This window comes from Halomonas sp. H33-56, assembly GCF_040147035.1.
GTDB classification, from domain to species: domain Bacteria; phylum Pseudomonadota; class Gammaproteobacteria; order Pseudomonadales; family Halomonadaceae; genus Halomonas; species Halomonas litopenaei.
Map to the genome: position 1 here is coordinate 1,375,000 of NZ_JAMSHP010000001.1, position 20,224 is coordinate 1,395,223.

The following is a 20,224-nucleotide window of genomic DNA, read 5'->3' on the forward strand; positions in this document are numbered from 1 at the left end:
CGTCGAGTCACCCGCGACAGGCAAGCTAGCGAAGGCGTGCAGCGCTTGGCGTCCGATCTCATGCTTCAAAGCCCAAGCTTTCAACCCTGACACCAAGGATCCCTCATGGCCGAACCGGCTCTGTCCATTCGAGGCCTGACCAAGGTCTACGGCAATGGCTTCAAGGCCCTAAAGGGCATCGACCTCGACGTCCAGCAGGGCGACTTCTACGCCTTGCTTGGCCCTAATGGGGCGGGCAAGTCCACCACCCTGGGCGTGGTCTGTTCGCTGGTGCAGAAGACCGCCGGCCAGGTAAAGATCTTCGGCATCGATATCGACGAGGACTTTGCCCGGGCCAAGTACCATCTCGGGGTGGTGCCGCAGGAGTTCAACTTCAACCAGTTCGAGCGGGTCATCGATATCGTGCTGGCCCAGGCCGGCTACTACGGCATGCCTCGCCGTGAAGCCCTGCCTCGGGCGGAAAGTCTGCTCAGGGACCTCAGCCTGTGGGACAAGCGCAACGGCAGCGCACGCATGCTGTCCGGCGGTATGAAGCGCCGCCTGATGATCGCCCGCGCGCTGATGCACCGTCCCAAGCTGTTGATCCTCGATGAGCCCACCGCCGGGGTGGATATCGAGTTGCGCCGCAGCATGTGGGAGTACATGCGGCGTATCAACCGCGAGGAAGGCACCACCATCATCCTGACCACCCACTATCTGGAAGAGGCGGAGAGCCTGTGCCGCAACGTGGGCATCATCAACCACGGCGAGATCGTCAGGAACACCAGCGTGCGCGAGCTACTGAGTGAGCTCGACACCGAGACCTTCCTGCTGGATCTGGCCGAACCCATCGATCATGCCCCCGCCATCGAAGGCTTCGAGGTCAAGCAGGTGGACAGCGCCCAGCTATCGGTGATGGTGCATCGCGGGCAGTGCCTCAACGACGTCTTCGATGCCCTCAAGGCAGACGGCGTGCGGGTGCTGTCGATGCGCAACCGGGCCAACCGGCTGGAGGAAATGTTCGTGTCCATGGTGGAAAGCGGCAACGCCGACAAGGAGCTGAGAGGATGAACCCGAGTCAGATCGCGATCGCCCTGTGGACCCTGGTAGCCAAGGAAGTCCGGCGCTTTACCCGGATCTGGCCGCAGACCCTGTTGCCGCCGTCGATCACCATGACGATGTACTTCATCATCTTCGGCAACCTGATCGGCTCGCGCATCGGTGAGATGGACGGCTACAGCTATATGGACTTCATCGTCCCGGGGCTGATCATGATGTCGGTGATCACCAACAGCTACTCCAACGTGGCCTCGTCGTTCTTCTCCAACAAGTTCCAGCGCAGCGTCGAGGAGATGATGGTCTCGCCGATGCCCAACTGGGTGATACTGGCGGGCTTTATCCTCGGCGGCATGGCGCGCGGGCTCGGTGTCGGCATCATCGTCACCGGGGTGTCGCTGTTCTTTACCCGCATCGAGGTGGCCCACCCGCTGTTGACCATCGGGGTGGTGATCCTGACCGCGGCACTGTTCGCCACCGGCGGCTTCATCAACGCGCTGCTCGGCAAGAAGTTCGACGATATCTCCATCGTGCCGACCTTCGTGCTGACGCCGCTGACCTACCTGGGTGGGGTCTTCTACTCGATCTCGCTGCTGCCGGCCTTCTGGCAGGGCGCCTCGATGCTCAACCCCATCCTCTACATGGTCAACGTCTTCCGCTACGGTTTCCTCGGCGTCTCCGACATCCCGGTCGGCTGGGCGCTCGCCGCCATCTTCGGCTTTATCGTGGTGCTGTTCGCCATCGCCCTGTGGATGCTGGAAAACGGCAAGGGCATTCGCAGTTGATCGCTCCGGCCGCCTCGGGCGGCCGGTAGCCGTTTGTCTCTCGGACTCTCTCTTGTTCAGGTATTGCCATGTCCACTATCCCCCGGGATCCCCACCACCGCCCCGACACCCTGACCGATGCGCCCCTGGGGCGGGAATCGGACTATCCCGAGCGCTACGATGCGCAGCTTCTGTTCCCCATCGAACGCGCCGCCAACCGCAAACCGCTGGGGATCGAGGAGGGCGCGCTGCCCTTCGTCGGCGAGGACGAATGGCACGCCTTCGAGCTGTCCTGGCTGACGCCCAGAGGCAAGCCCTGTGTCGCCGTGGCACGCTTTCGCCTGCCGGCAAGCTCGCCCCGGCTGATCGAGTCCAAATCCTGGAAGCTCTACCTCAATAGCCTGAATCAAACCCGCTTTGCTGGCCACGACGAACTGATCGAAACGCTGAAGCGCGACCTGAGCGAGGCCGCCGGTGCCGAGCTCAGCGTGGAGATCCTGGCGGTGGACGACGCCGAGCTCAACCCGCGCCCGTTGCCGGGGGAGTGTATCGACGATCAGGACATCGAGATCAGCGACTATACGCCGAGCCCGGAGCACCTTTCGGTCAGTGACGAGATCGTCGAGGAAGCGCTGACGTCCCACCTGCTCAAGTCCAACTGCCCGGTGACCGGCCAGCCCGACTGGGGCAGCGTGATGATCCGCTACCGCGGTCCCCGGCTCGATCGCGAAGGCCTTCTGCGCTACATCGTCGGCTATCGCCAGCACCAGGACTTCCACGAGCACTGCGTCGAGCATATCTTCATGGACCTGATGGACAAGGCTCGCCCAGAACGGCTCTTGGTGCTGGCACGCTACGTGCGCCGCGGTGGTCTCGATATCAGCCCCTGGCGCGGTACCCCCGGCGAGACACCGCCCACGCCGCTGCGCCTGGCGCGCCAGTAGTCGGCAATGGCTCAGGGCGATAGCGATAGCGCCACAGACAATACCCGAGTGATCTGGTAGGGTAATGCGAAGAATTCTCGATCGCTGAACAGTGACAGGGCTCGGACCCTCTGGAGTGACACGATGGATGCAATGACACTGCTGCACGAGCGCAGCTCCATGGGCAAGCTGATGGGGCCGGCCCCTAGCCGCGAACAACTCGAGGCGATCTACTGCGCCGCCCTGCGCGCACCGGACCACAAGGAGCTCAGGCCTTGGCGGTTTATCGAGTTCTCCGGCGAGGGGCTCGACCGCCTGGGTGAATTGTTCGCCGAGGCCGAATTTCGCGAAGACCCCAAGGCGACAGACGAGTGCCTCAATAGCGCCCGAATGAAGCCCAAGCGCGCACCCATGATCATCGGCGTCGTCGCCAAGGTGGACCCGGACGTACCCAAGGTGCCGAAGATCGAGCAGGTCATCTCCGCTGGCTGCGCTGCCCACGGCATCCTGCTGGCCGCCCACGCCTTGGGGCTCGGCGCCATGTGGCGCAGCGGCAAGTACGCCTTCGACGACACCGTGCGCAAGGGCCTGCGGCTTGGCGACGACGACGAACTGGTCGCCTTTATCTACATCGGCCAGCTCGGAGGCCGCCACAAGCCCATCGCCTGTCACGATAGTGAGGATTTTGTCGAGCGTTGGGACTAGTAGAGAGCCGAGCGTTGGGACTGAACCATGGATGAATTGATCAGACGCGTTGGCACGGCCCACCCGCGGCCCGTCTTGCCGCCCGAGGGAGGCGAGGACGACCCCGGGGCCTTTCTCGACTGGCTGGGTGAGGCCATCCCCCTGGTCGGATCGCTTGGCATCACCTGCATGGCGCGCGACCAGGACTCGCTGCGCTGGGAGCTAGCCCTGACCCCTAACCTCAACGACAAGGGCACCGGTTTTGGCGGCTCGCTGGCCGCCCAGACCACCTTGCTCGGCTGGTGCTGGACCACCCTGTGGCTGCGCCGTCGAGGCTACAACCGCGACGTGGTGGTGGCCGAGGCCAGCCAACGCTTTCTCGCCCCGGTGACCGGCGACTACCGCCTGATCTGCCGACCCGAGGCGAGCGGCTCCTCAGATGTTGATGCCAGAGGTGCGGCAGGGCAGGGTAGTGCCGGGCAGGTCGGCAGCGAAACAGGCGCCGAAGCGGCGCTGGAGCAGCGCCTGGCGGAACGCGGCAAGGGCCGCATAGCCCTGGTCCAGCAGCTGTGGTGCGGCGACACCCTTTGCCTGGAAGCCAGGGGTGACTACGCCGTGCTGGCCAGCGAACCTCCCATCGCAGCACGCTGACGCCATCGCGCCGCTTCGCCACCGCGCCGCTTCGCCATCAGACCCCGAACTGCCACACGACGAATCTGATGTAAGCCGAAAAACGGCTTGCAATCGAGAACTTAAGGCGATAAAGTATGCGCCGTCTTGAGGGATAAGCACCGCGCAACGCGGGCATCATGTTTCTCGGGATGACAATGCGGAGGGGTGTCCGAGTGGTCGAAGGAGCACGCCTGGAAAGTGTGTAAGTCGAAAGGCTTCGAGGGTTCGAATCCCTCCCCCTCCGCCACAGAATTTGAGAAAGCCGCTGAGAAATCAGCGGCTTTTTTCTATGTGAATTCTATCCGCGTTGACCCCACCCCAATCCATGCAGGGTGTCTGTCCTTCCTCAGGTTCGCCAGCCTGATCCATCTGGCAGCGGTAAAGCCTCGCTTCACAGCACCGGAATTGACGATACCTCCCACTCTCAAACGGCAGATCTCCACCGCGTGGCACAGCACGCTGGCAGCAGGCCGGGCTTGCCCAGCCCAGGGGCTAGCGGAGAAAATTAGTCGTTTACCTATTGAGAGGGAGGTGCGTTTTGGCACACCTGTTTATCTACGGGACCTTGGGGCCGGGCGGACCCAACGAACACGTCATGCAGGCCATCGGCGGCCATTGGCAACCGGGCAGCATCAAGGGACGGCTGCACCAGGCGGGTTGGGGCGCCGAGATGGGCTTCCCGGGCCTGGTGCTGGATGACGCCGGCGACGATATCCGAGGCCACGTCTTCGTGTCCGACGCACTACCGGAACACTGGGCGGCCCTGGACGAGTTTGAGGGGCCCGAGTACCAACGTACCCCGGTCACCGTCAGCCTCGATGATGGCGGTAGGGTCGAGGCCTACGTCTACGCCCTGCGCAGAGAGGCCTGACGAGGGGGCTGATCTCACCCCGCGGTGGTGTGGAAAGGCGCGTCAAACCGGCCTGATGGTGCGTATTGCCCGTACCGCAAGATCACCGGCTATCGAAATACGTGTGGCGAGCTTTTCGCCATGGCGGTGGATCACTTACCAGTGAAAGGTCTGTGAAATACCATCCTCGCTCGCCGCATTGCCATAGCCCAAGTTGTGCATCAGATGCCATCAAGCTAGCCGATCCCGGGCCGCGAGCGCAGCTTTCTGCGCGAGCAGCTGGTTCCTATTAAGTGCAGCTTGATACTGAGATGCTGCTGCGGCCCGGCAGGGGTGTCGGGGTGAATCAAGCCTACCCTGGCGATGGCAGGGCAGCTTCCTGTCCGTGCGGGTATCTCTTGGCTACTGCCTTCATGGACGGGCCAGGGTCAGCTTGGGCGACAGGGCGTGTGGGTCTACCTTCAAGTCCAGGATCGCGGGAACCCCTGCCTCTCTGGCTGCCTGCAGTGCGGCTGGAAATTCGCTATCGCTTGTCACGGTTGCGCCAAAGCCCCCGTAACTTCTGGCGAATGCAGCGAAGTCGGGATTGTGCATTCGTGTTCCCGAGGGGCGGTCCGGATACTTTCGTTCCTGATGCATGCGAATGGTGCCGTACATGCCGTTGTTGGACACCAGAACGATGACATTTGCGCCGTACTGACAGGCAACACCAAACTCTTGCATCACCATCTGAAAGCAGCCATCCCCTGCCAGGCAGACCACGTCTCGCTCGGGGTGGCGCAATTTGGCGGCGATCGCTGCCGGCAAGCCGTAGCCCATTGAGCCACTGGTGGGGGCAAGCTGGGTGGGCCAGTTGCGATAGCGATAGTAGCGATGAAGCCACGCGGAGTAGTTCCCGGCACCATTTGTCAGGATGGCATCCTCACCGAGCGCCTCGTTGAGGTGAGAGATGACTTGTTCCATCTTCAGGTCACCGGGGCTCTGCTGTAGTTGCTGCCACTCCTCGTAGTCCGAGCGCGCGCCGGTGATCCATTGATCACGCGGTGACTCCGGCGACCTTGCTGCATCGGCCAGCTGACAGACGAGCTCAGCAGCGTTCGCGACGACGCCGAGGGCCGGTCGATAGACACGACCAATTTCCGCAGCGTCTGCGTGGACGTGTATGAGGGTCTGTCGCGGCAGGGGAGGCGTCAGCAAGGTGTAACCGCTGGTCGTCATTTCACCCAGTCGAGCACCGAGTGAGAGAATGACATCGGCATTCTTGACGCGTTCCGCGAGCTTGGGGTTGATGCCGATACCAACGTCGCCAACATAGTGTGAATGTCGGTTGTCGAGATAGTCCTGGCAGCGAAAAGAGGCTCCCACCGGTAGCGCGGCCTTGTCGGCAAATCGTCCGAGCGCATTGGCGGCTTTCTGGGACCAGGGCCCACCGCCGACGATAACCAACGGGCGTTCGGCCTTCGCCAGCATGTCGACAATGGCGCCGACATCGCTCTCAGCCGCCTTGCCCGAAGGTAGCGTGGCAGCCGGTACAGCCGGGGCGCCAGTGTAGTCTGATGAGAGGATGTCCTCGGGAAGTGCGAGCACAACAGGACCCGGACGGCCGCTTTGAGCGACATGGAAGGCGTGGCTTACGTACTCAGGAATCCGGTCGACGCGATCAATTTCCGCGACCCATTTTGCCAATGGATTGAACATGGCCCGGTAGTCGACTTCCTGGAAAGCTTCTCTGTCGCGCTGATCGCTCGCCACCTGCCCAATGAAGAGAATCATGGGCGTCGAGTCCTGGTAGGCGACATGTACGCCACAGGAAGCGTTGGTGGCGCCGGGGCCCCGCGTGACGAAAGCGATGCCAGGACGCCCGGTAAGTTTCCCATCGGCTTCGGCCATCAGCGAGGCCCCGCCTTCGTGTCGCGTCACGATGGTGTCCACGCCGGAATCGAAAAGCCCATCAAGAGCGGCCAGGTAGCTTTCTCCAGGCACACAAAATACCCGCTCCACCCCCTGTGCCTCGAGGGCTTCGACGAGAACTTTTCCACCATGACGTGACGGTTGTTCACTCATAAATCTAGACCCTTGTTCTTATAGAAAGTCTTCGCGAGCTGCCAGACGCTCAGCCGCGCGTTCGAAGCGTAGGCGTGTCGCGCTGCGAGCTAGCGATGCGTCTTGTATTGCCAGTGCATCTCTCACCGCGCGGTGTTCATCCAGAATGGAAGGGCCGAATTCAGAAGCCGCTGCATTCTTCAGAAAGGCCGAGCGCAGGTTGCTCTGTATATTCCCCTCAATCATGCCGATAACCTCGACATAATATTCATTGTCAGAAGCTTCGGTAATGCGCCGATAGAATTCGAGCTCGGTGTCGACTCTTTGCTCAAGCGCTCCATCTGGACCGAGTGCGTCAAGTCGCTCGATTTCTGCAAAGAGATCTTCTAAAGCCTGCATTTGCTCAGCCGTGCGTGTTCCAGCGGCAAGCGCCGAGGCCCCTGCCTGCACCTCTGCTCTAAGCTGAAGCAACTTTATGATCTGCTTGCGTTTTTCGAAACATCCCGGGCTGATGCGAAACGCCGAACGATTGGTGGTTTCCGTAATAAAAGTGCCGACGCCACGTCGAGAGTCGACGACGCCATCGTACTTGAGAAGCGAAATCGCCTCGCGGATCACCGTGCGCGCAACGCCAAATTTCTTGGAAAGTACCGCCTCGGTGGGAAGGCGGTCGCCAGGCTGAAGCTGGCCTCCTTCGATCGCCTTGGTCAGGGCTACCGCGACCTCATCAGGTAGCCGGCGAGGGCGATCAATACGCCCATAGATTTCAAAATCCTGCATTGGGATGTCTTCCTGATCGTCTGAACAGCTCAAGCCGCGACGCGTCGTTGAAGCGTAGGCCATGCGACCTGCAAGGGGCTAGTGCGACAAAGGTAGCACTAAAAACAGTTGTCAGACAAACAGGCTTGAACTAGCTTGAGGTCCACAGAACACAAGAGCAACAAGGAGAAGGTAATGGCAGGGCAACGTATCGGGTTTGTCGGTCTGGGTGGCATGGGGAGAGGGCTCGTCAAGAATCTCTGCCTCAAGGGCCACAGGGTTACGGTCTACGATCTGGATCCGGAAAGGGTCGCCAGAGCGGTCAATGAAGGCGCGGTAAAAGGAGGCTCGGTCGGCGAGATCGCCTCAGAGTCCGATATTCTTGCCGTCTGTATCACCACCGCAGAAGCGGTCCAGGCGCTCGCCCTCGGACCCGATGGCGCCTTGGCCAAGTTGCCTAAGGATGCCATCTTTCTGGACCACACGACGGTCTCGGTCGAGCATGTCGAGCTGATGCGCAAAGCGTGTGAGCAGGCCTCTGTTCAATACGCAGAAGCCCCAATGACCCGCACTCCCGCTCATGCTGAACGTGGTGAGGTCAACGTCTTGTTTGGTGGCGATGAGGCACTGCTGGAGCGACTGCGCCCCGTCTTCGGTGCTTATGCAGAAAACATTTTTCATGTGGGTCCCGCCGGACACGCGACACGCTTGAAGTTGATCCATAACTACATTGCCTTCGCCAATGTGGCGTCCTGGTGCGAAGGCTTTGCCCTTGCCGCGAAAGAGGGGCTCGATATGTCAAAGGTCATCGGGATTATCTCGGCGGCTGGTGGCAAGTCGGGGATGATGGACCTTTATGGCAACCTGACGCTCCAGCGTGATTTTACGCCACACATGTCGTTGGAAAATGCTCAGAAAGACGTTCGTTATTATGCCGAGTGGTTGGAACAGGCAGGTCTTCCGGCTTTCATGGCGCAGTCGGTGCACAACACCTATGCCCTCGCTTCGATAATGGGGCACGGTAACGAAGGTTGCACAGCCGTGATCAAGGCATATGAAGAGCTTTCTGGCATCGAAGCTTGCCTGAAGGAGTAGGCGCTCACTGATGTAATGAAACAGAACTGATAGCTATAATGAGAGGAAGATTGTACTATGTATTATAATAAAATCCTTTTCGGCACGCTCGCTTGCATTCTGTCAGCCTCGGTTGAAGCGCAGGATGTTACGTTACGAATGGCACATTTTGCTGCAGAATCTCATCCTGCCCATCAGGCGGCGTTGGCATTCGCGAAAAATGTTGAAGAAAGAACAGAGGGTGCGGTATCTGTCGAGCTATATCCCGCAAACGAGCTTGGCTCACCTCCCGAGCAGCTTGAGCAAACCGTTCTCGGTGTCGTCGATATGAACTTGCCGACTCAGGGGGGATTGGACAAGTATGTAAAAGCATTTGGTACGGTAATGACACCCTTCGCCTTCGGCAGTTACGAAGAGGCTCACAACGTCCTTGACGGTCCCTTCTTTGAGTGGGTTGCGCCACAGCTCGAAGAGGAGGGGCTGGTCATGCTGTCAAACTGGGAGTACGGGTTCAGAAATATCACCAATAGTGTCAGGCCGATCGAGAGCCCCGAAGATGTGGACGGCTTGAAGTTGCGCACCCCGCCAGAATTGCAGATCGTCGCAGCGCTTGAGGCACTTGGTGCATCAACCGCGCAGATTGCCTTCCCCGAGCTTCCCAATGCTCTTAATCAAGGGGTCGTTGACGGGCAGGAAAATCCCATCAGCGTTATCTACCACTTCAACTTTGACGAGTTGCAGGACCATCTGGCTCTGACACGCCATGTCTACAACTCCATGGTCCACGTGGTCAATAAGGACACCTGGGATTCTCTTTCCGAAGATCAGCAGTCCATTGTCCGTGAGGAAAGTGTCGCCGCCTCGACGATGATGCGGGACGCCGTCATCGCACAAGAGGAGAAAGATATTGCTGCCCTCAAGGAGCGAGGCATGCAAGTGACGGATCCCGACTCGGCGATGTTTGTTGAGCTGATGGGGCCGGCCAGAGATCGCGTTTCAGAGTATGTCGGTCAGGAAAACATGCAAACATTCCTGAGCTTCCTGGATTAATCTCTACGGCACGGATTGGAGCGCTGGACTGCGCTCCAATCCGTATGGGGTGTGCTATATGCTGACATTCGTCATCCTTGGAGCTCTTGTCTCTTTGATTGGTATCGGGCTTTCGGTTGCTGCTGCGCTGGGTCTGATTTCCGTTGGTTTTTATTCCCTGCAGGGGGACTTTGATATTCTGGCGATGTTGCCGCAACGAATGTTTTCGGCAACCACCGGTTTTACGCTTCTAGCGATACCGTTTTTCATCCTGGCCGGTAATCTCATGAACACGGGAGGGATTACTCACCGGATCTTTCGTTTCGCCGATGCGTGTGTCGGACATATTCGTGGTGGACTTGGGCAGGTAAACGTTCTGGCGTCACTCTTCTTTTCCGGCATGTCTGGTGCCGCTGTGGCGGATGCGGCCGGGCTTGGGCAGGTTGAGCTCAAAGCGATGGCGGATCGAGACTACGATCCGGACTTTTCTGCGGCAATCACGGCGGCCTCATCCACCATAGGGCCGGTGTTTCCGCCATCCATCCCCTTCGTCTTGTATTCATCGATCACCGGGGTGTCGGTAGCCCAGCTTTTTCTTGCAGGCGTTGTGCCTGGCGTCCTGATGGCGCTGGCCTTGATGCTGGCGGTTTACGTGCACGCCTTGCGCCACAAGATGTCCCGACGGGATCATGTCGATTGGGCCGAAATCGGCCGTAGTTTCCTGTCTGCACTTCTATCGTTGCTGACGCCGGTGATTATTATTGCGGGGATATTTGGTGGCGTGTTTACACCGACCGAGGCGGGGGTCATGGCCAGTGCCTACGCCATGTTTTTATCAATGGTTGTCTATCGTGAGGTTAAGGTATCCGACCTTCCTGAGATAATATGGGAAACATTGGTCCATACGGTACGGGTCATGTTCGTTATTGCTGCCGCCGGCTTCTTTGGCTGGCTGTTGATACACCAACGCATTCCCAATCAGTTGGTGGAGACCATGCTTTCCCTCTCCGAGAGTCCAGCAATAATAATGGCTATTATCGTTGCTATCTTGCTGGTCCTGGGGATGTTTCTGGAAGGTATCGCGGTCATCGTACTAACCGTGCCTTTGTTTCTTCCTGTCGTAACACAGATTGGCGTTGATCCGGTGCATTTCGGCGTGATCATGATCATGTGTTCGATGGTCGGTTTGCTGACGCCTCCCGTGGGTATGGTTCTCTTTGCAACATCGTCGATTGCCAAAATCAGCGTCGGCCGCTTGTCGCGTGCCTTGACGCCTTACTTGATTGGTCTTTTCGTGGTGTTGATGGCCGTCGTCATGATTCCAGCGATATCGACATGGCTGCCTGATCTGGTGATGAACTCATGAATAAACTTGATCGAGTGGTGGGCCAACTCCTGCGCGCGATTGCCTCGTTCTGTTTGGCAGCGTTATTCATCCTGCTGTTTTCAAGCGTCATTGCGCGCAGCTTTCAACTTGCGAGCTTCGCATGGCTGGATGAGGTGGTAAGGGGCTTGTTTTCCTGGATGGTATTCATGGGCTCCTCTGCCTTATGGCGAGAGCGGGGACACTTCAGAGTAGATTGGCTCGAGCAGGTGATAGGGCAAAAGCGTGCGGCACCTTTGCTCAGGGCCTTTCTGGCATTTCTATCCCTTGGGTTCATGCTCGCCATGACGTGGTACGGATGGGAGCTGACGGCACGGAGCAGTGCAGTAACGCCTGTACTGAACCTTCCGACGGGGCTTTTCTATGCCGCGATCCCCATCTCGGGAACATTGATGATGATTTACTCATTGCGTGATCTGTTTGAATCGATCGCGGACGTTAAAGCGCCATTTTCTACCATGATGAAGGAGAAGTAAGATGATCTACGATCTAAGAACATACACCTGCCGCCCGGGTACCATCAAGAAACACATGAAGCTCTATGAAGACCACGGGTGGAAGGTGCAGAGTAAACACCTGGGTTATCCCGTTGTTTATGGGGCGGTTGAAACGGGTGATGTCAACTCCTATGTGCATGTCTGGATGTACGAGGATGCGGCCGACCGCGCAGCCAAGCGCCAGAAGCTACAGGCAGACCCGGAGTGGAAAGAATATCTCGCGAAAAGCGCCGAGGCGGGGTACCTGGTCAGCCAGGAGAACAAGATACTCGTCGCCGCGCCTTTCTTTGATCCCTTTCACGTAAAGAAGGTCGAAGGGTAGTACATAGGAAATAGTGACTTTTGATGTGATCGACTTTTGATGGAAATACTTTCTAGTCGACTAAAATATATGTTTCGATATGGCAATGGGCTCCTTTTCTCACCGAGATAAGGAGCTTTTTGTCGAACTGGGGGATTGATGTCGGGGATCGTGGGTCGATGAAGCGGCTTCACACTGTTTTTTGTTTCCTGGCCGTGCCCGCCGGCGAACTGCCAGAATCGCCCAGTGAGCTTCGTGTCGGGATGACCGCGTGTCCTCGCATTGCGGGCGGGGTCGATCGCCAAGGGGGGCGCCATGCAATGCCATCTATCCAAAGACGTGAGGCGCTCCACCATGACAGCGGACTCAACGAGCCAACAGATGGTGGTGTCGTTCCCTTGTCTGGCTGAAGCGGCAATCAGGCTGAACCGGTTGCGTGAGCCTGACCGCCGTTGTCACCCAGTTTCGGCCCGATGGCCAAGCACCGAGTGAGTGATTCGCCCTGGTGCCTTGGTGTTTCAGCCAGTGGTTAGAGTGTCGGCCCGGAATCCTCGCCACCGCTGCTCTGGTAGAACCAATCATCGGCGAAGGGTACGCCATCGGTATCGTTGGCATCGACGCGGGCAATCTGACCGCGGCCGAATACCGGCTGTTTGGTGCCATCTCTTGCTGGATCGACGTACTGCTCGAACCACGCAACCATGCGCTGTTCCAGCTCTGCCGCGATATCGGCATGCTCGGGGGAGTGGATGAGGTCGTTGAGTTCGTCTGGATCCTCGGTCATGTCGTAGAGTTCGTTGGGCCAGTCACCCACGCGCCAGATAAACTTCCAACGGCTGTCGCGGAGCATTCGCACGGGTCCATATTCGTCGAACACCACGACATCCCGGCTTTGCGTGTCATCTGGCCCCGTCAGGATGGGCAGAAACGACCTTCCAGGCAGATTGTCGCCGACCTTCGCATCGATGCCGAGGTACTCGAGCAAGGTCGGGCAGAAATCGTAGTGACTGACGAGTGCCGTCGAGGCTCTTGGTGTGATCTTGCCGGGCTGGGCCATGATAAAGGGCACGCGAACCGCCTGGTCGTACATATTCTGCGGGTAGGTCGCGTTGCCTTTGCCGTAGATGCCGTGGTGGCCAAGGCTCATGCCATTGTCGCTGGTGAAGATGACCAGAGTATCTTCGGTGAGGCCGAGATCCTCGAGCCTGGCCAGGACCCGTCCGATCGCCGCGTCGGCTGCGGTCAGTGAGGTGCAGTAGCCCTGGATCATCTCGTTGACGTCTTCCTGGGGATAGACGCCGTTGTTGATCTGATCGGGATGGCGCGGCAGGCGAGGGAAGGTGGAAAACTCACAATCGTCGTACTGGCTCCAGACCTCGCGTGGATGCTGTGACTTGTGCCAGGGCCGGTGGGGAGCGGAAAAATTCAAGGACAGGAAGAAGGGACGGTCTTCTCCGGCACGGGACTCGAGATAGTGGGTCGCCTCGTCGGCCAGGAAGTCCGTAAGATAACCCGGGACTATCTCTTCGACGCCGTTGCGGTACATTCTGGCGCCGTAATAGCTGTCGGAGCCTTTCGGCATGGTGATCCAGTGGGTGAATCCTTTCTGGGGATGTGCGCTGTCACCCAGATGCCACTTGCCGATCAAGGCGCAGTCGTAGCCGTTGTCATGAAGCACGTCACTGAATCCCAGCATGCCTTGCAGGTATTCGACGGACCTGTCGCCATTCTTGTCCTCGGAGCCCTGGCGGATCCAGTCGAGCACACCGTGCTGCGACGGGATGCGTCCGGTGAGTAGCGAGGCGCGGGCAGGGGAGCACACCGGAGAAACACAGTAGCAGTTGACGAAATCCACTCCGCTACGCGCCAGAGCGTCGATATGGGGGGTCTGGACTTCCTGATTGCCGCGCGTTCCCAGGCTCCAGAAGCCCATGTCGTCGGCCAGGATCATTATCACGTTGGGTTGCTTATCCATATTGTTCTCCTCGCATGCGTGATGGATGACTGTAGAGCGAGATTTGTATAGACGTCAATAGAACGATCTAACTAGGTGTCAAGTGAGCTAGTATTTGTGGCAGGACGGCGGCATGATTGAGAAAAAGGAGGTCCGATGCGTAAGAAAGTGACGATGGAGATGGTGGCCAAGGCGGCCGGTGTGTCTCGGGCGACCGTATCGCTTGTCGCGCGAAATTCGCCACTGGTGTCGGATGCGACTCGCGAGCTGATCACCAAGACCATGAAAGATATGGATTATGTCGCTGATCGTGCGGCCGCCCGGCTGCGCAGTAATAGCAGCGGTACGGTGGGGCTGATCGTTCCAAACCTGATTAATCCGTTTTTCATTGATTTCCTGGCGGGCGCCGAGCGGACCATGGCCGACGAAGGTCGGGTCATCCTGTTGGCCAACAGCTATGACGACACGGAGCGTCAGGAGGATATCCTGCAGAGGTTCCGGGAGCATTCGGTCGACGGCATCATCCTGTGTCCGGCCGTAGGCACCCCACCGGAGCTACTTTCACGCATTGCCAACTGGGGTATTCCGGTGATCCAGGCCATGCGCGCAGTCTCTCCGACCGAGTCTGACTATGCCGGGACCGACAACGCCAGCGGCATGCTTAGCGCCGTTCGGCATCTGACCTCCCTTGGACACCAACGCATTGTTTTTGTGTCTGTTTCGTCCAGGTCGTCGGCTCGGTCCGAGCGTGTTGGCGCCTTCCATCAGGGGTTGGCCGAGGCCGACGGTGTCGAGGGAACCATCATCGAGACCGAGTTCTCGCTCGACGGCGCCATCGAGGCGGGGGCCCGCATCAAGGACGAAGCCGCTGACGCCACCGGCATCATCTGCTTCAACGATATCGTCGCTGCTGGGGTGATGCAGGGGCTACGCCAGAGCGGCGCAGTACCAGGCGAGACGCATGCCATCATCGGCTTTGGCGATCTGCCCGTGGCGCGGATGGCGTATCCGCAGTTGACGACGGTGGCAACGAACCCCGGCAACACGGGATCAAGCGCATCCACTCTTTTAGCGCGCCGTCTGGGCAAGCCGGAGGCGCCTTTCGAGCGTGTTCTTACCGTTCCCTCCCTGGTGGTTCGCGGCAGTACCTTCGCCCTGTAGTGGACAGTCGACGGTAGTGCTTACAGGCTACTTCGCTGTTTCTGCTTGCTATTTTTCGTCTAAATCACTCTCGCTGGAGCGGCTCGATGCTACCGGCGAGTGGTAGTGCGATCCTCCTTCGCCCTCCCGGTAGTCTCCCCTTGTCGGCGCTTGCTGCGGTATCGCCGACCCAAGCGGCAGGAGGCCTGAGATGTAGGCTTCTACGACTATTGATATCAAGCCTGGCGCCCGGCGAGTTTCCTGCTGTTCCGGCGTCGAAGAAGTTCTCGAATGCGCTAGAAATATCCATGTTTAACAGTGTTGTAGGTTCATATTCGACAACGCTAACAGATGGCTTGACGAAGGTGCCGGCAGCGATGGCCCTTGGCGTGAACCGGCCTCCTACCTTGACATTGTGTAAGGTGCAATTTAGAACGATATAAACAACAAGGAGGACCAACATGTACGATTTCAATTTTCAGCCAGTCTTCGCGAGCTGGGATGCGCTGCTCGTCGGGGCACTGCTGACCATTCGGCTATCGGCCACCGCGATGGTGTTCGGGCTGGGGATCTCGATTCTCGGTGCCGTCGCCCGCACGTCACATGTTCGACCCCTGCGAATGATCGTGGCGTCCTATGTCGAGGTCATCCGCAACACGCCCTTCATCGTACAGATCTATTTCATCTTCTTTGGCCTGCCGGCGGCTGGCATCACGCTTTCCCCGAACACCGCGGCGCTAATGGCGCTGACGATCAACGTCGGCGCATACGGCACCGAGATCGTACGATCCGGTATCGAAGCGATTCCGCGCGGCCAGATCGAAGCGGGGCGGGCGTTGGCACTCAGCCCGTTCAACATCTTTCGCCATGTGGTCATCAAGCCTGCGCTTCGCACGATATACCCCTCGCTGACCAGCCAGTTCATCTACCTGATGCTGATGTCGAGTGTGGTCTCGGTCATCTCGGCAAGCGACCTCGCTTCTGTCGGCGCCGACATCAACGCCGCGACCTTCGCAAGCTTTGAGGTCTATCTGGTGCTGACCGCCGCCTACCTGGCGATGGCGCTGGGCTTCTCGGGCGTATTCGCGCTCATCCGTCGCAAACTCTTCACCTACCCTGTGAGCTGACGCCATGATTCGTGAATTCTCGACCGCCGACATACTTTTCATGGCCTCCGCCGTGCGCTGGACGCTCCTGCTGTCGCTTATCGCCTTTGGATGCGGCGCGATTGGGGGCTTGCTGATCGCCGCCATGCGTACCTCCGGCTACAAGATGGTGAGCACTGCTGCAGCCTTGTATATCCAGTTGTTCCGGGGCACTCCGCTGCTCATGCAACTCTTCCTGATCTACTTCGGTTTCTCGGTGTCCAGCTTTCCGGTCAGCCCCCTCACCGCTGCCGCGGTGGGCCTCACCCTGCACGCCAGCGCCTTCCTTGGTGAAATCTGGCGAGGCGCCATCGAGGCCGTGCCGGGTGGACAGACCGAAGCGTCGAAGGCCCTTGCGCTCAGCTACGTCAACCGGATGCGTCATATCATCCTGCCCCAGGCAATCAAGATCGCCACGCCAGCCACCGTCGGTTTTTCGGTACAGCTGATCAAGGGCACCTCGCTCGCCTCGATCATCGGCTTCACCGAGTTGACCCGCGCCGGACAGATCGTCAACAACGCCACGTTCTCGCCGATTCTGGTCTTCGGCACGATTGCCATTTTCTATTTTCTGTTGTGTTGTCCGCTGTCGATGTTCGCCAAGCGACTCGAAGCGCGGATGAGACTCTCAACCGTTCGATAATCCCCTAAGGAGCATAAAAAGATGATAAAAATAAAACATCTTGTCGCCAGCACCGCCTTGACCCTCATGGCCGTTGGGACACAAGCATCCGCCGTCGCTGCTGAACTCACCGACATCCAGGAGTCCGGCAAGCTACGTGTCGGCATGCTGGTCGATTTCCCCCCCTTCGGTGTGCTCGATACCTCAGGCAATCCCGATGGCTATGATGCCGCCGTGGCAACCGAACTGGCGGAAAGCCTCGGCGTCGATTTGCAGATCGTGCCGGTGACAGGGCCTAACCGTATCCCTTACCTGCTGTCTGGCCAGGTCGATGTTCTTGTGGCGTCCCTCGGCATTACGCCGGCTCGTTCTGAAAAGGTGGATTTCTCTGACCCTTACGCGGCCATCAGTATTGCCGTGTACGGCGATGCGTCCAAGGAAGTCGAATCGAAAGCGGACCTGGCCGACTACATCGTGGGCGTAGCCCGGGGCTCCACCCAGGAAAGGGGCGTCGTCGAGGCGGCCCCGGAGGGCACGGAAATCCGTCGCTTCGATGATGGTGCCGGTGCAGTACAGGCGCTGATGTCGGGCCAGGTCGACCTTCTAGGCGCCTCCAACGTAGTGATGGGAGAAGTGATCGCCGTCACCGGTGGCCGTTTCGAGAAGAAGCTCGATCTGTCCAACCAACTCCAGGGAATCAGCGTGGCGCCAGGCTCCGACGAGCTGCTGGAGCAGATCAACAGCTACCTCGCCCAGATCAAATCCGATGGCACCCTGAACGACATCCACCAGGAGTGGCTGGGTGAGCCGCTTCCGGATTACCTGAACAAGTAAGCCAATAATTGGGGACTGCCAATGTCTGCACAAGCTGTCGTGATGCAGGATGTCGTGAAGTACTACGGCGAGTTTGCCGCCCTGACAGACGTCAACCTGTCCGTCGAGTCGGGTGAGCGTATCGTCATCTGCGGCCCATCCGGATCAGGGAAGTCCACCCTGATCCGCACCATCAACCAGCTCGAAGAGATACATTCGGGCACGATCGTTGTCGACGGGATCGAGCTTACCGCGGGAGGCAAGAACGTTGCCAAGGTACGTGAAGACGTCGGCATGGTGTTTCAGAGCTTTAATCTGTTTCCTCATATGACGGTGCTGGAGAACTGCATCCTGTCACCGATGAAGACCAAGAAGGTCAGTCGTGCCGAAGCCGAGAAGACCGCTCGTCACTACCTCGAGCGAGTCAAGATCCCCGAGCAGGCCGACAAGTATCCGGCGCAGCTCTCCGGTGGGCAGCAACAGCGCGTGGCTATCGCTCGGGCTCTGTGCATGAAGCCACGGATCATGCTGTTTGACGAGCCGACCTCTGCGCTCGATCCGGAGATGGTGAAGGAGGTACTGGATACGATGATCGATCTGGCCGGGGAGGGCATGACGATGATGTGCGTGACCCATGAAATGGAATTTGCCAAGGCCGTGGCCGATCGTATCGTCTTCATGGACGCGGGCAAGATCGTCGAGATCAACGAACCGACCGGGTTCTTCACCAACCCGCAGAACGAACGGCTACAGAACTTCCTGGGTCAGATCACCTGAGCTGACAAAGGGCCAGGCCTCCCTGCCGGTGCGTCGGCAGGGGGCGTCCTGCTTGGAGCAGAGGGACGCATGGCCTTCCATGCAAGGTGAGTGCTTTCTCTCCGGTTGAATACTCGCCATGGCAAGGGTGTCAGTACACGTAGTAGCGTATTCCCGATGTGAAGATGCTTTCATAATCTTCATCCGGGGAAAATACGTAGCTCGGGACGACCTCCGAGAAGACTGAAATATCGATCGGCGTCATCAGCTCAATGCCGATGGGAAGCCTGACTCCCCGGCGTTCGTTGGTATTGTTGCTCTTGTTCTCGAAGCCGTAGTCTTCTTGTCCTTTGAGCAACATGATCCCTGCGCCGGCGTAGAAGATGGGAGTTATACGTGCTAGCAGGTCCTTGGGTGATGTGTACAGGTGCGCATTCAGATGAAGCATGAATGAGTCGTCAAAGTCTGTGTGGGCGCCAAGCTCTGCACTGAAGTTTTCGTAAAATGCCTTGTCCGAGTAGTGTAGCTGTTCGTTGTTGTAATTTGCGATGCCGATGCCAAAGTGTAGCGTATCGCTGGCCCCCATGGTTGGCGCAAGGAATAGAACCGTCGCGATCGGAAGGGTCATGATATGCATTGCTTTTGCTCTCTTGTTTTTTCTGGTTTTTTCGTCTTGTCGAGATTTTTATATTTGCCATCCGATAGATGTTTCTTTTTCTGAGACTGCCCATAATTTCTCGGCGACGGCCCTGTCCCAGACAAATGGTTTGATCTCACATTTTCCGACTGGCCCTATCCAGTTAAATAAGCCGGAAGGACCATAATAAGCTTGCTGTTCGAGGTTTTTAGTGGTGGCACACATCACTTCCGGGTAGGCGCCTCTTTCCGCTGTTTGCACCATCGGTGATTTTGCCATCAACGAAAAGATCAAACGTGACGCCACATTGGCCTTTTCGTTTATCAGGGAAGTCCGGGATGCACCAGGATGGCACACATATACTTTTATGTTTTTCCCTGCCTCTGTTGTTCTTCTCTGTAACTCGTAAGCAAATATCATCTGAGCTAGCTTGCTATGGCAGTAAGTGCTGTTTGGGTGGTAATTCTTGTTCCAGTTCATATCATCGAACTGGATGGTTTTTAAGCCCATCTTGTAGCCTTCACTGCCAACTACGACTATGTGCCCGTTCGAATCATCGATTCGCTGGTAGAGCAGTCCACAAAGAAGGAAATGGCCGTAGTGGTTTACGCCGAGATGACTTTCAAAACCATCCTGAGTAAATTCCTGCCTGGCGACCTGTGCAATAGCACCGTTGCAGATAAGGGCATCAATTCGGGGGAGCGTTGCCAGTACTTCTGCCGATGCTTTACGCACCGAGTCAAGCGAAGCAAGATCCAGTCGAACGAACGTTGCTTGTACCTCTCTACCGAATTCTTGTTTCAGTGCTGCTATCGCTGCTTCCGATTTTTCGACACTACGATTCATCATCACCACCCCGGCGCCTTTGGACACTAGAATGCGCGCCGCCTGAAAGCCCGTACCTGAGTTGGCTCCAGTAATTACATAGGTGTTTCCCTGCAGGGACTCGAGTTGATCTGGTGTCCAGCCCTTCGCTAGGGTTTTTTTTGTACACATTTTCGTGTCTCCAATTCTAGCCAGACCGACTAGTAAAACAGTGACTGAAGTTTGTGGCGCCAATGATAACTCTCGGCCATGCGTGAATGTAGACCAGATAATCTCTAAAACATGCCTATTCGTATCACTTCGTTGACTTTGTCTCT

Annotated in this window: 21 protein-coding genes and 1 tRNA gene; 17 read left to right on the top strand and 5 right to left on the bottom strand. The window is 58.1% G+C overall.

Annotation, left to right across the window (positions count from 1 at the left end; translation table 11 throughout):
• The first annotated feature begins 105 nt into the window (after nt 1-105).
• The 7 genes from NFH98_RS06135 to NFH98_RS06165 all read left to right on the top strand — a co-directional run bounded on the left by NFH98_RS06135 (nt 106) and on the right by NFH98_RS06165 (nt 4,949).
• Nucleotides 106-1,050: an ABC transporter ATP-binding protein gene (locus NFH98_RS06135; protein ID WP_124802432.1), complete on the top strand. Its 945-nt coding sequence runs from the start codon at nt 106-108 to the stop codon at nt 1,048-1,050.
• Nucleotides 1,047-1,820, top strand: a complete 774-nt coding sequence (locus tag NFH98_RS06140) for an ABC transporter permease (RefSeq protein WP_045993708.1) — start codon at nt 1,047-1,049, stop codon at nt 1,818-1,820. Before NFH98_RS06135 ends, NFH98_RS06140 begins: the two co-directional genes overlap by 4 nt.
• Before the next feature lie 68 nt (nt 1,821-1,888).
• Nucleotides 1,889-2,743: an NADPH-dependent 7-cyano-7-deazaguanine reductase QueF gene (gene queF / locus NFH98_RS06145; RefSeq protein WP_349622342.1), complete on the top strand. Its 855-nt coding sequence runs from the start codon at nt 1,889-1,891 to the stop codon at nt 2,741-2,743.
• A 123-nt stretch (nt 2,744-2,866) separates the two neighbouring features.
• Nucleotides 2,867-3,427, top strand: coding sequence for a nitroreductase family protein (locus NFH98_RS06150; RefSeq protein ID WP_045993706.1), 561 nt, complete (start codon nt 2,867-2,869; stop codon nt 3,425-3,427).
• A gap of 27 nt (nt 3,428-3,454) precedes the next feature.
• A complete protein-coding gene (locus NFH98_RS06155) occupies nt 3,455-4,057 on the top strand; it encodes a YiiD C-terminal domain-containing protein (protein ID WP_349622343.1) in 603 nt (200 codons plus the stop codon).
• A 180-nt stretch (nt 4,058-4,237) separates the two neighbouring features.
• Nucleotides 4,238-4,325: transfer RNA gene (locus NFH98_RS06160), tRNA-Ser, on the top strand.
• 291 nt (nt 4,326-4,616) lie between these two features.
• Nucleotides 4,617-4,949, top strand: a complete 333-nt coding sequence (locus tag NFH98_RS06165) for a gamma-glutamylcyclotransferase family protein (protein WP_349622344.1) — start codon at nt 4,617-4,619, stop codon at nt 4,947-4,949.
• A gap of 390 nt (nt 4,950-5,339) precedes the next feature.
• Here NFH98_RS06165 and NFH98_RS06170 read toward each other — a convergent pair whose 3' ends face one another.
• Nucleotides 5,340-6,992 (bottom strand): thiamine pyrophosphate-binding protein, encoded by a 1,653-nt coding sequence (locus tag NFH98_RS06170; protein ID WP_348827782.1) that lies wholly within the window; start codon nt 6,990-6,992, stop codon nt 5,340-5,342.
• A gap of 18 nt (nt 6,993-7,010) precedes the next feature.
• Complete coding sequence (locus tag NFH98_RS06175) at nt 7,011-7,751, bottom strand: FadR/GntR family transcriptional regulator (protein ID WP_348827783.1); 741 nt, start codon at nt 7,749-7,751, stop codon at nt 7,011-7,013.
• 135 nt (nt 7,752-7,886) lie between these two features.
• Between NFH98_RS06175 and NFH98_RS06180 the strand changes: the two genes are divergently transcribed.
• The 5 genes from NFH98_RS06180 to NFH98_RS06200 are packed head-to-tail and all read left to right on the top strand — an operon-like array spanning nt 7,887 to nt 12,036.
• Nucleotides 7,887-8,825, top strand: a complete 939-nt coding sequence (locus tag NFH98_RS06180) for an NAD(P)-dependent oxidoreductase (RefSeq protein ID WP_348827784.1) — start codon at nt 7,887-7,889, stop codon at nt 8,823-8,825.
• Between the two features lie 57 nt (nt 8,826-8,882).
• Nucleotides 8,883-9,854 (top strand): TRAP transporter substrate-binding protein, encoded by a 972-nt coding sequence (locus NFH98_RS06185; protein WP_124802376.1) that lies wholly within the window; start codon nt 8,883-8,885, stop codon nt 9,852-9,854.
• A 58-nt stretch (nt 9,855-9,912) separates the two neighbouring features.
• Entirely contained in the window at nt 9,913-11,199 is a 1,287-nt protein-coding gene (locus NFH98_RS06190) for a TRAP transporter large permease (protein ID WP_124802374.1), read from the top strand.
• Nucleotides 11,196-11,693, top strand: coding sequence for a TRAP transporter small permease (locus NFH98_RS06195; RefSeq protein ID WP_306169318.1), 498 nt, complete (start codon nt 11,196-11,198; stop codon nt 11,691-11,693). Before NFH98_RS06190 ends, NFH98_RS06195 begins: the two co-directional genes overlap by 4 nt.
• 1 nt (nt 11,694) lies before the next feature.
• Nucleotides 11,695-12,036 carry an NIPSNAP family protein gene (locus NFH98_RS06200; RefSeq protein ID WP_124802370.1) on the top strand — a complete coding sequence of 114 codons (342 nt, stop codon included), beginning with the start codon at nt 11,695-11,697 and terminating at the stop codon, nt 12,034-12,036.
• 508 nt (nt 12,037-12,544) lie between these two features.
• Here the strand turns inward: NFH98_RS06200 and NFH98_RS06205 are convergent.
• Nucleotides 12,545-13,990 (bottom strand): sulfatase family protein, encoded by a 1,446-nt coding sequence (locus tag NFH98_RS06205; protein ID WP_348827785.1) that lies wholly within the window; start codon nt 13,988-13,990, stop codon nt 12,545-12,547.
• A gap of 135 nt (nt 13,991-14,125) precedes the next feature.
• Here NFH98_RS06205 and NFH98_RS06210 point away from each other — a divergent pair, with 135 nt between their 5' ends.
• The 5 genes from NFH98_RS06210 to NFH98_RS06230 all read left to right on the top strand — a co-directional run bounded on the left by NFH98_RS06210 (nt 14,126) and on the right by NFH98_RS06230 (nt 18,466).
• The gene (locus tag NFH98_RS06210) at nt 14,126-15,130 is read left to right on the top strand and encodes a LacI family DNA-binding transcriptional regulator (protein ID WP_287165741.1); all 1,005 of its coding nucleotides are present in this window, start codon (nt 14,126-14,128) and stop codon (nt 15,128-15,130) included.
• Between the two features lie 440 nt (nt 15,131-15,570).
• Nucleotides 15,571-16,236: an amino acid ABC transporter permease gene (locus NFH98_RS06215; RefSeq protein ID WP_253028971.1), complete on the top strand. Its 666-nt coding sequence runs from the start codon at nt 15,571-15,573 to the stop codon at nt 16,234-16,236.
• 4 nt (nt 16,237-16,240) lie between these two features.
• The gene (locus NFH98_RS06220; protein ID WP_124802362.1) at nt 16,241-16,897 is read left to right on the top strand and encodes an amino acid ABC transporter permease; all 657 of its coding nucleotides are present in this window, start codon (nt 16,241-16,243) and stop codon (nt 16,895-16,897) included.
• A gap of 21 nt (nt 16,898-16,918) precedes the next feature.
• Nucleotides 16,919-17,710: a transporter substrate-binding domain-containing protein gene (locus NFH98_RS06225; protein WP_349622345.1), complete on the top strand. Its 792-nt coding sequence runs from the start codon at nt 16,919-16,921 to the stop codon at nt 17,708-17,710.
• A gap of 21 nt (nt 17,711-17,731) precedes the next feature.
• A complete protein-coding gene (locus tag NFH98_RS06230; RefSeq protein ID WP_124802358.1) occupies nt 17,732-18,466 on the top strand; it encodes an amino acid ABC transporter ATP-binding protein in 735 nt (244 codons plus the stop codon).
• 130 nt (nt 18,467-18,596) lie between these two features.
• On the opposite strand, the gene NFH98_RS06235 is transcribed toward NFH98_RS06230, so the two are convergent.
• Together NFH98_RS06235 and NFH98_RS06240 are read right to left on the bottom strand one after the other, a co-directional pair.
• Nucleotides 18,597-19,082, bottom strand: coding sequence for a hypothetical protein (locus NFH98_RS06235; protein ID WP_348827786.1), 486 nt, complete (start codon nt 19,080-19,082; stop codon nt 18,597-18,599).
• Between the two features lie 48 nt (nt 19,083-19,130).
• Nucleotides 19,131-20,141, bottom strand: a complete 1,011-nt coding sequence (locus tag NFH98_RS06240) for an SDR family oxidoreductase (RefSeq protein ID WP_349622346.1) — start codon at nt 20,139-20,141, stop codon at nt 19,131-19,133.
• Nucleotides 20,142-20,224 lie beyond the last annotated feature (83 nt).

Bases quoted from the DNA above. Each gene is read 5' to 3' on its own strand.
- NFH98_RS06135 (WP_124802432.1), top strand. From the start codon at position 106: ATGGCCGAACCGGCTCTGTCCATTCGAGGCCTGACCAAGGTCTACGGC.
- NFH98_RS06140 (WP_045993708.1), top strand. From the start codon at position 1,047: ATGAACCCGAGTCAGATCGCGATCGCCCTGTGGACCCTGGTAGCCAAG.
- queF (WP_349622342.1), top strand. From the start codon at position 1,889: ATGTCCACTATCCCCCGGGATCCCCACCACCGCCCCGACACCCTGACC.
- NFH98_RS06150 (WP_045993706.1), top strand. From the start codon at position 2,867: ATGGATGCAATGACACTGCTGCACGAGCGCAGCTCCATGGGCAAGCTG.
- NFH98_RS06155 (WP_349622343.1), top strand. From the start codon at position 3,455: ATGGATGAATTGATCAGACGCGTTGGCACGGCCCACCCGCGGCCCGTC.
- NFH98_RS06170 (WP_348827782.1), bottom strand. From the start codon at position 6,992: ATGAGTGAACAACCGTCACGTCATGGTGGAAAAGTTCTCGTCGAAGCC.
- NFH98_RS06175 (WP_348827783.1), bottom strand. From the start codon at position 7,751: ATGCAGGATTTTGAAATCTATGGGCGTATTGATCGCCCTCGCCGGCTA.
- NFH98_RS06185 (WP_124802376.1), top strand. From the start codon at position 8,883: ATGTATTATAATAAAATCCTTTTCGGCACGCTCGCTTGCATTCTGTCA.
- NFH98_RS06190 (WP_124802374.1), top strand. From the start codon at position 9,913: ATGCTGACATTCGTCATCCTTGGAGCTCTTGTCTCTTTGATTGGTATC.
- NFH98_RS06195 (WP_306169318.1), top strand. From the start codon at position 11,196: ATGAATAAACTTGATCGAGTGGTGGGCCAACTCCTGCGCGCGATTGCC.
- NFH98_RS06200 (WP_124802370.1), top strand. From the start codon at position 11,695: ATGATCTACGATCTAAGAACATACACCTGCCGCCCGGGTACCATCAAG.
- NFH98_RS06205 (WP_348827785.1), bottom strand. From the start codon at position 13,990: ATGGATAAGCAACCCAACGTGATAATGATCCTGGCCGACGACATGGGC.
- NFH98_RS06210 (WP_287165741.1), top strand. From the start codon at position 14,126: ATGCGTAAGAAAGTGACGATGGAGATGGTGGCCAAGGCGGCCGGTGTG.
- NFH98_RS06215 (WP_253028971.1), top strand. From the start codon at position 15,571: ATGTACGATTTCAATTTTCAGCCAGTCTTCGCGAGCTGGGATGCGCTG.
- NFH98_RS06220 (WP_124802362.1), top strand. From the start codon at position 16,241: ATGATTCGTGAATTCTCGACCGCCGACATACTTTTCATGGCCTCCGCC.
- NFH98_RS06225 (WP_349622345.1), top strand. From the start codon at position 16,919: ATGATAAAAATAAAACATCTTGTCGCCAGCACCGCCTTGACCCTCATG.
- NFH98_RS06230 (WP_124802358.1), top strand. From the start codon at position 17,732: ATGTCTGCACAAGCTGTCGTGATGCAGGATGTCGTGAAGTACTACGGC.
- NFH98_RS06235 (WP_348827786.1), bottom strand. From the start codon at position 19,082: ATGCATATCATGACCCTTCCGATCGCGACGGTTCTATTCCTTGCGCCA.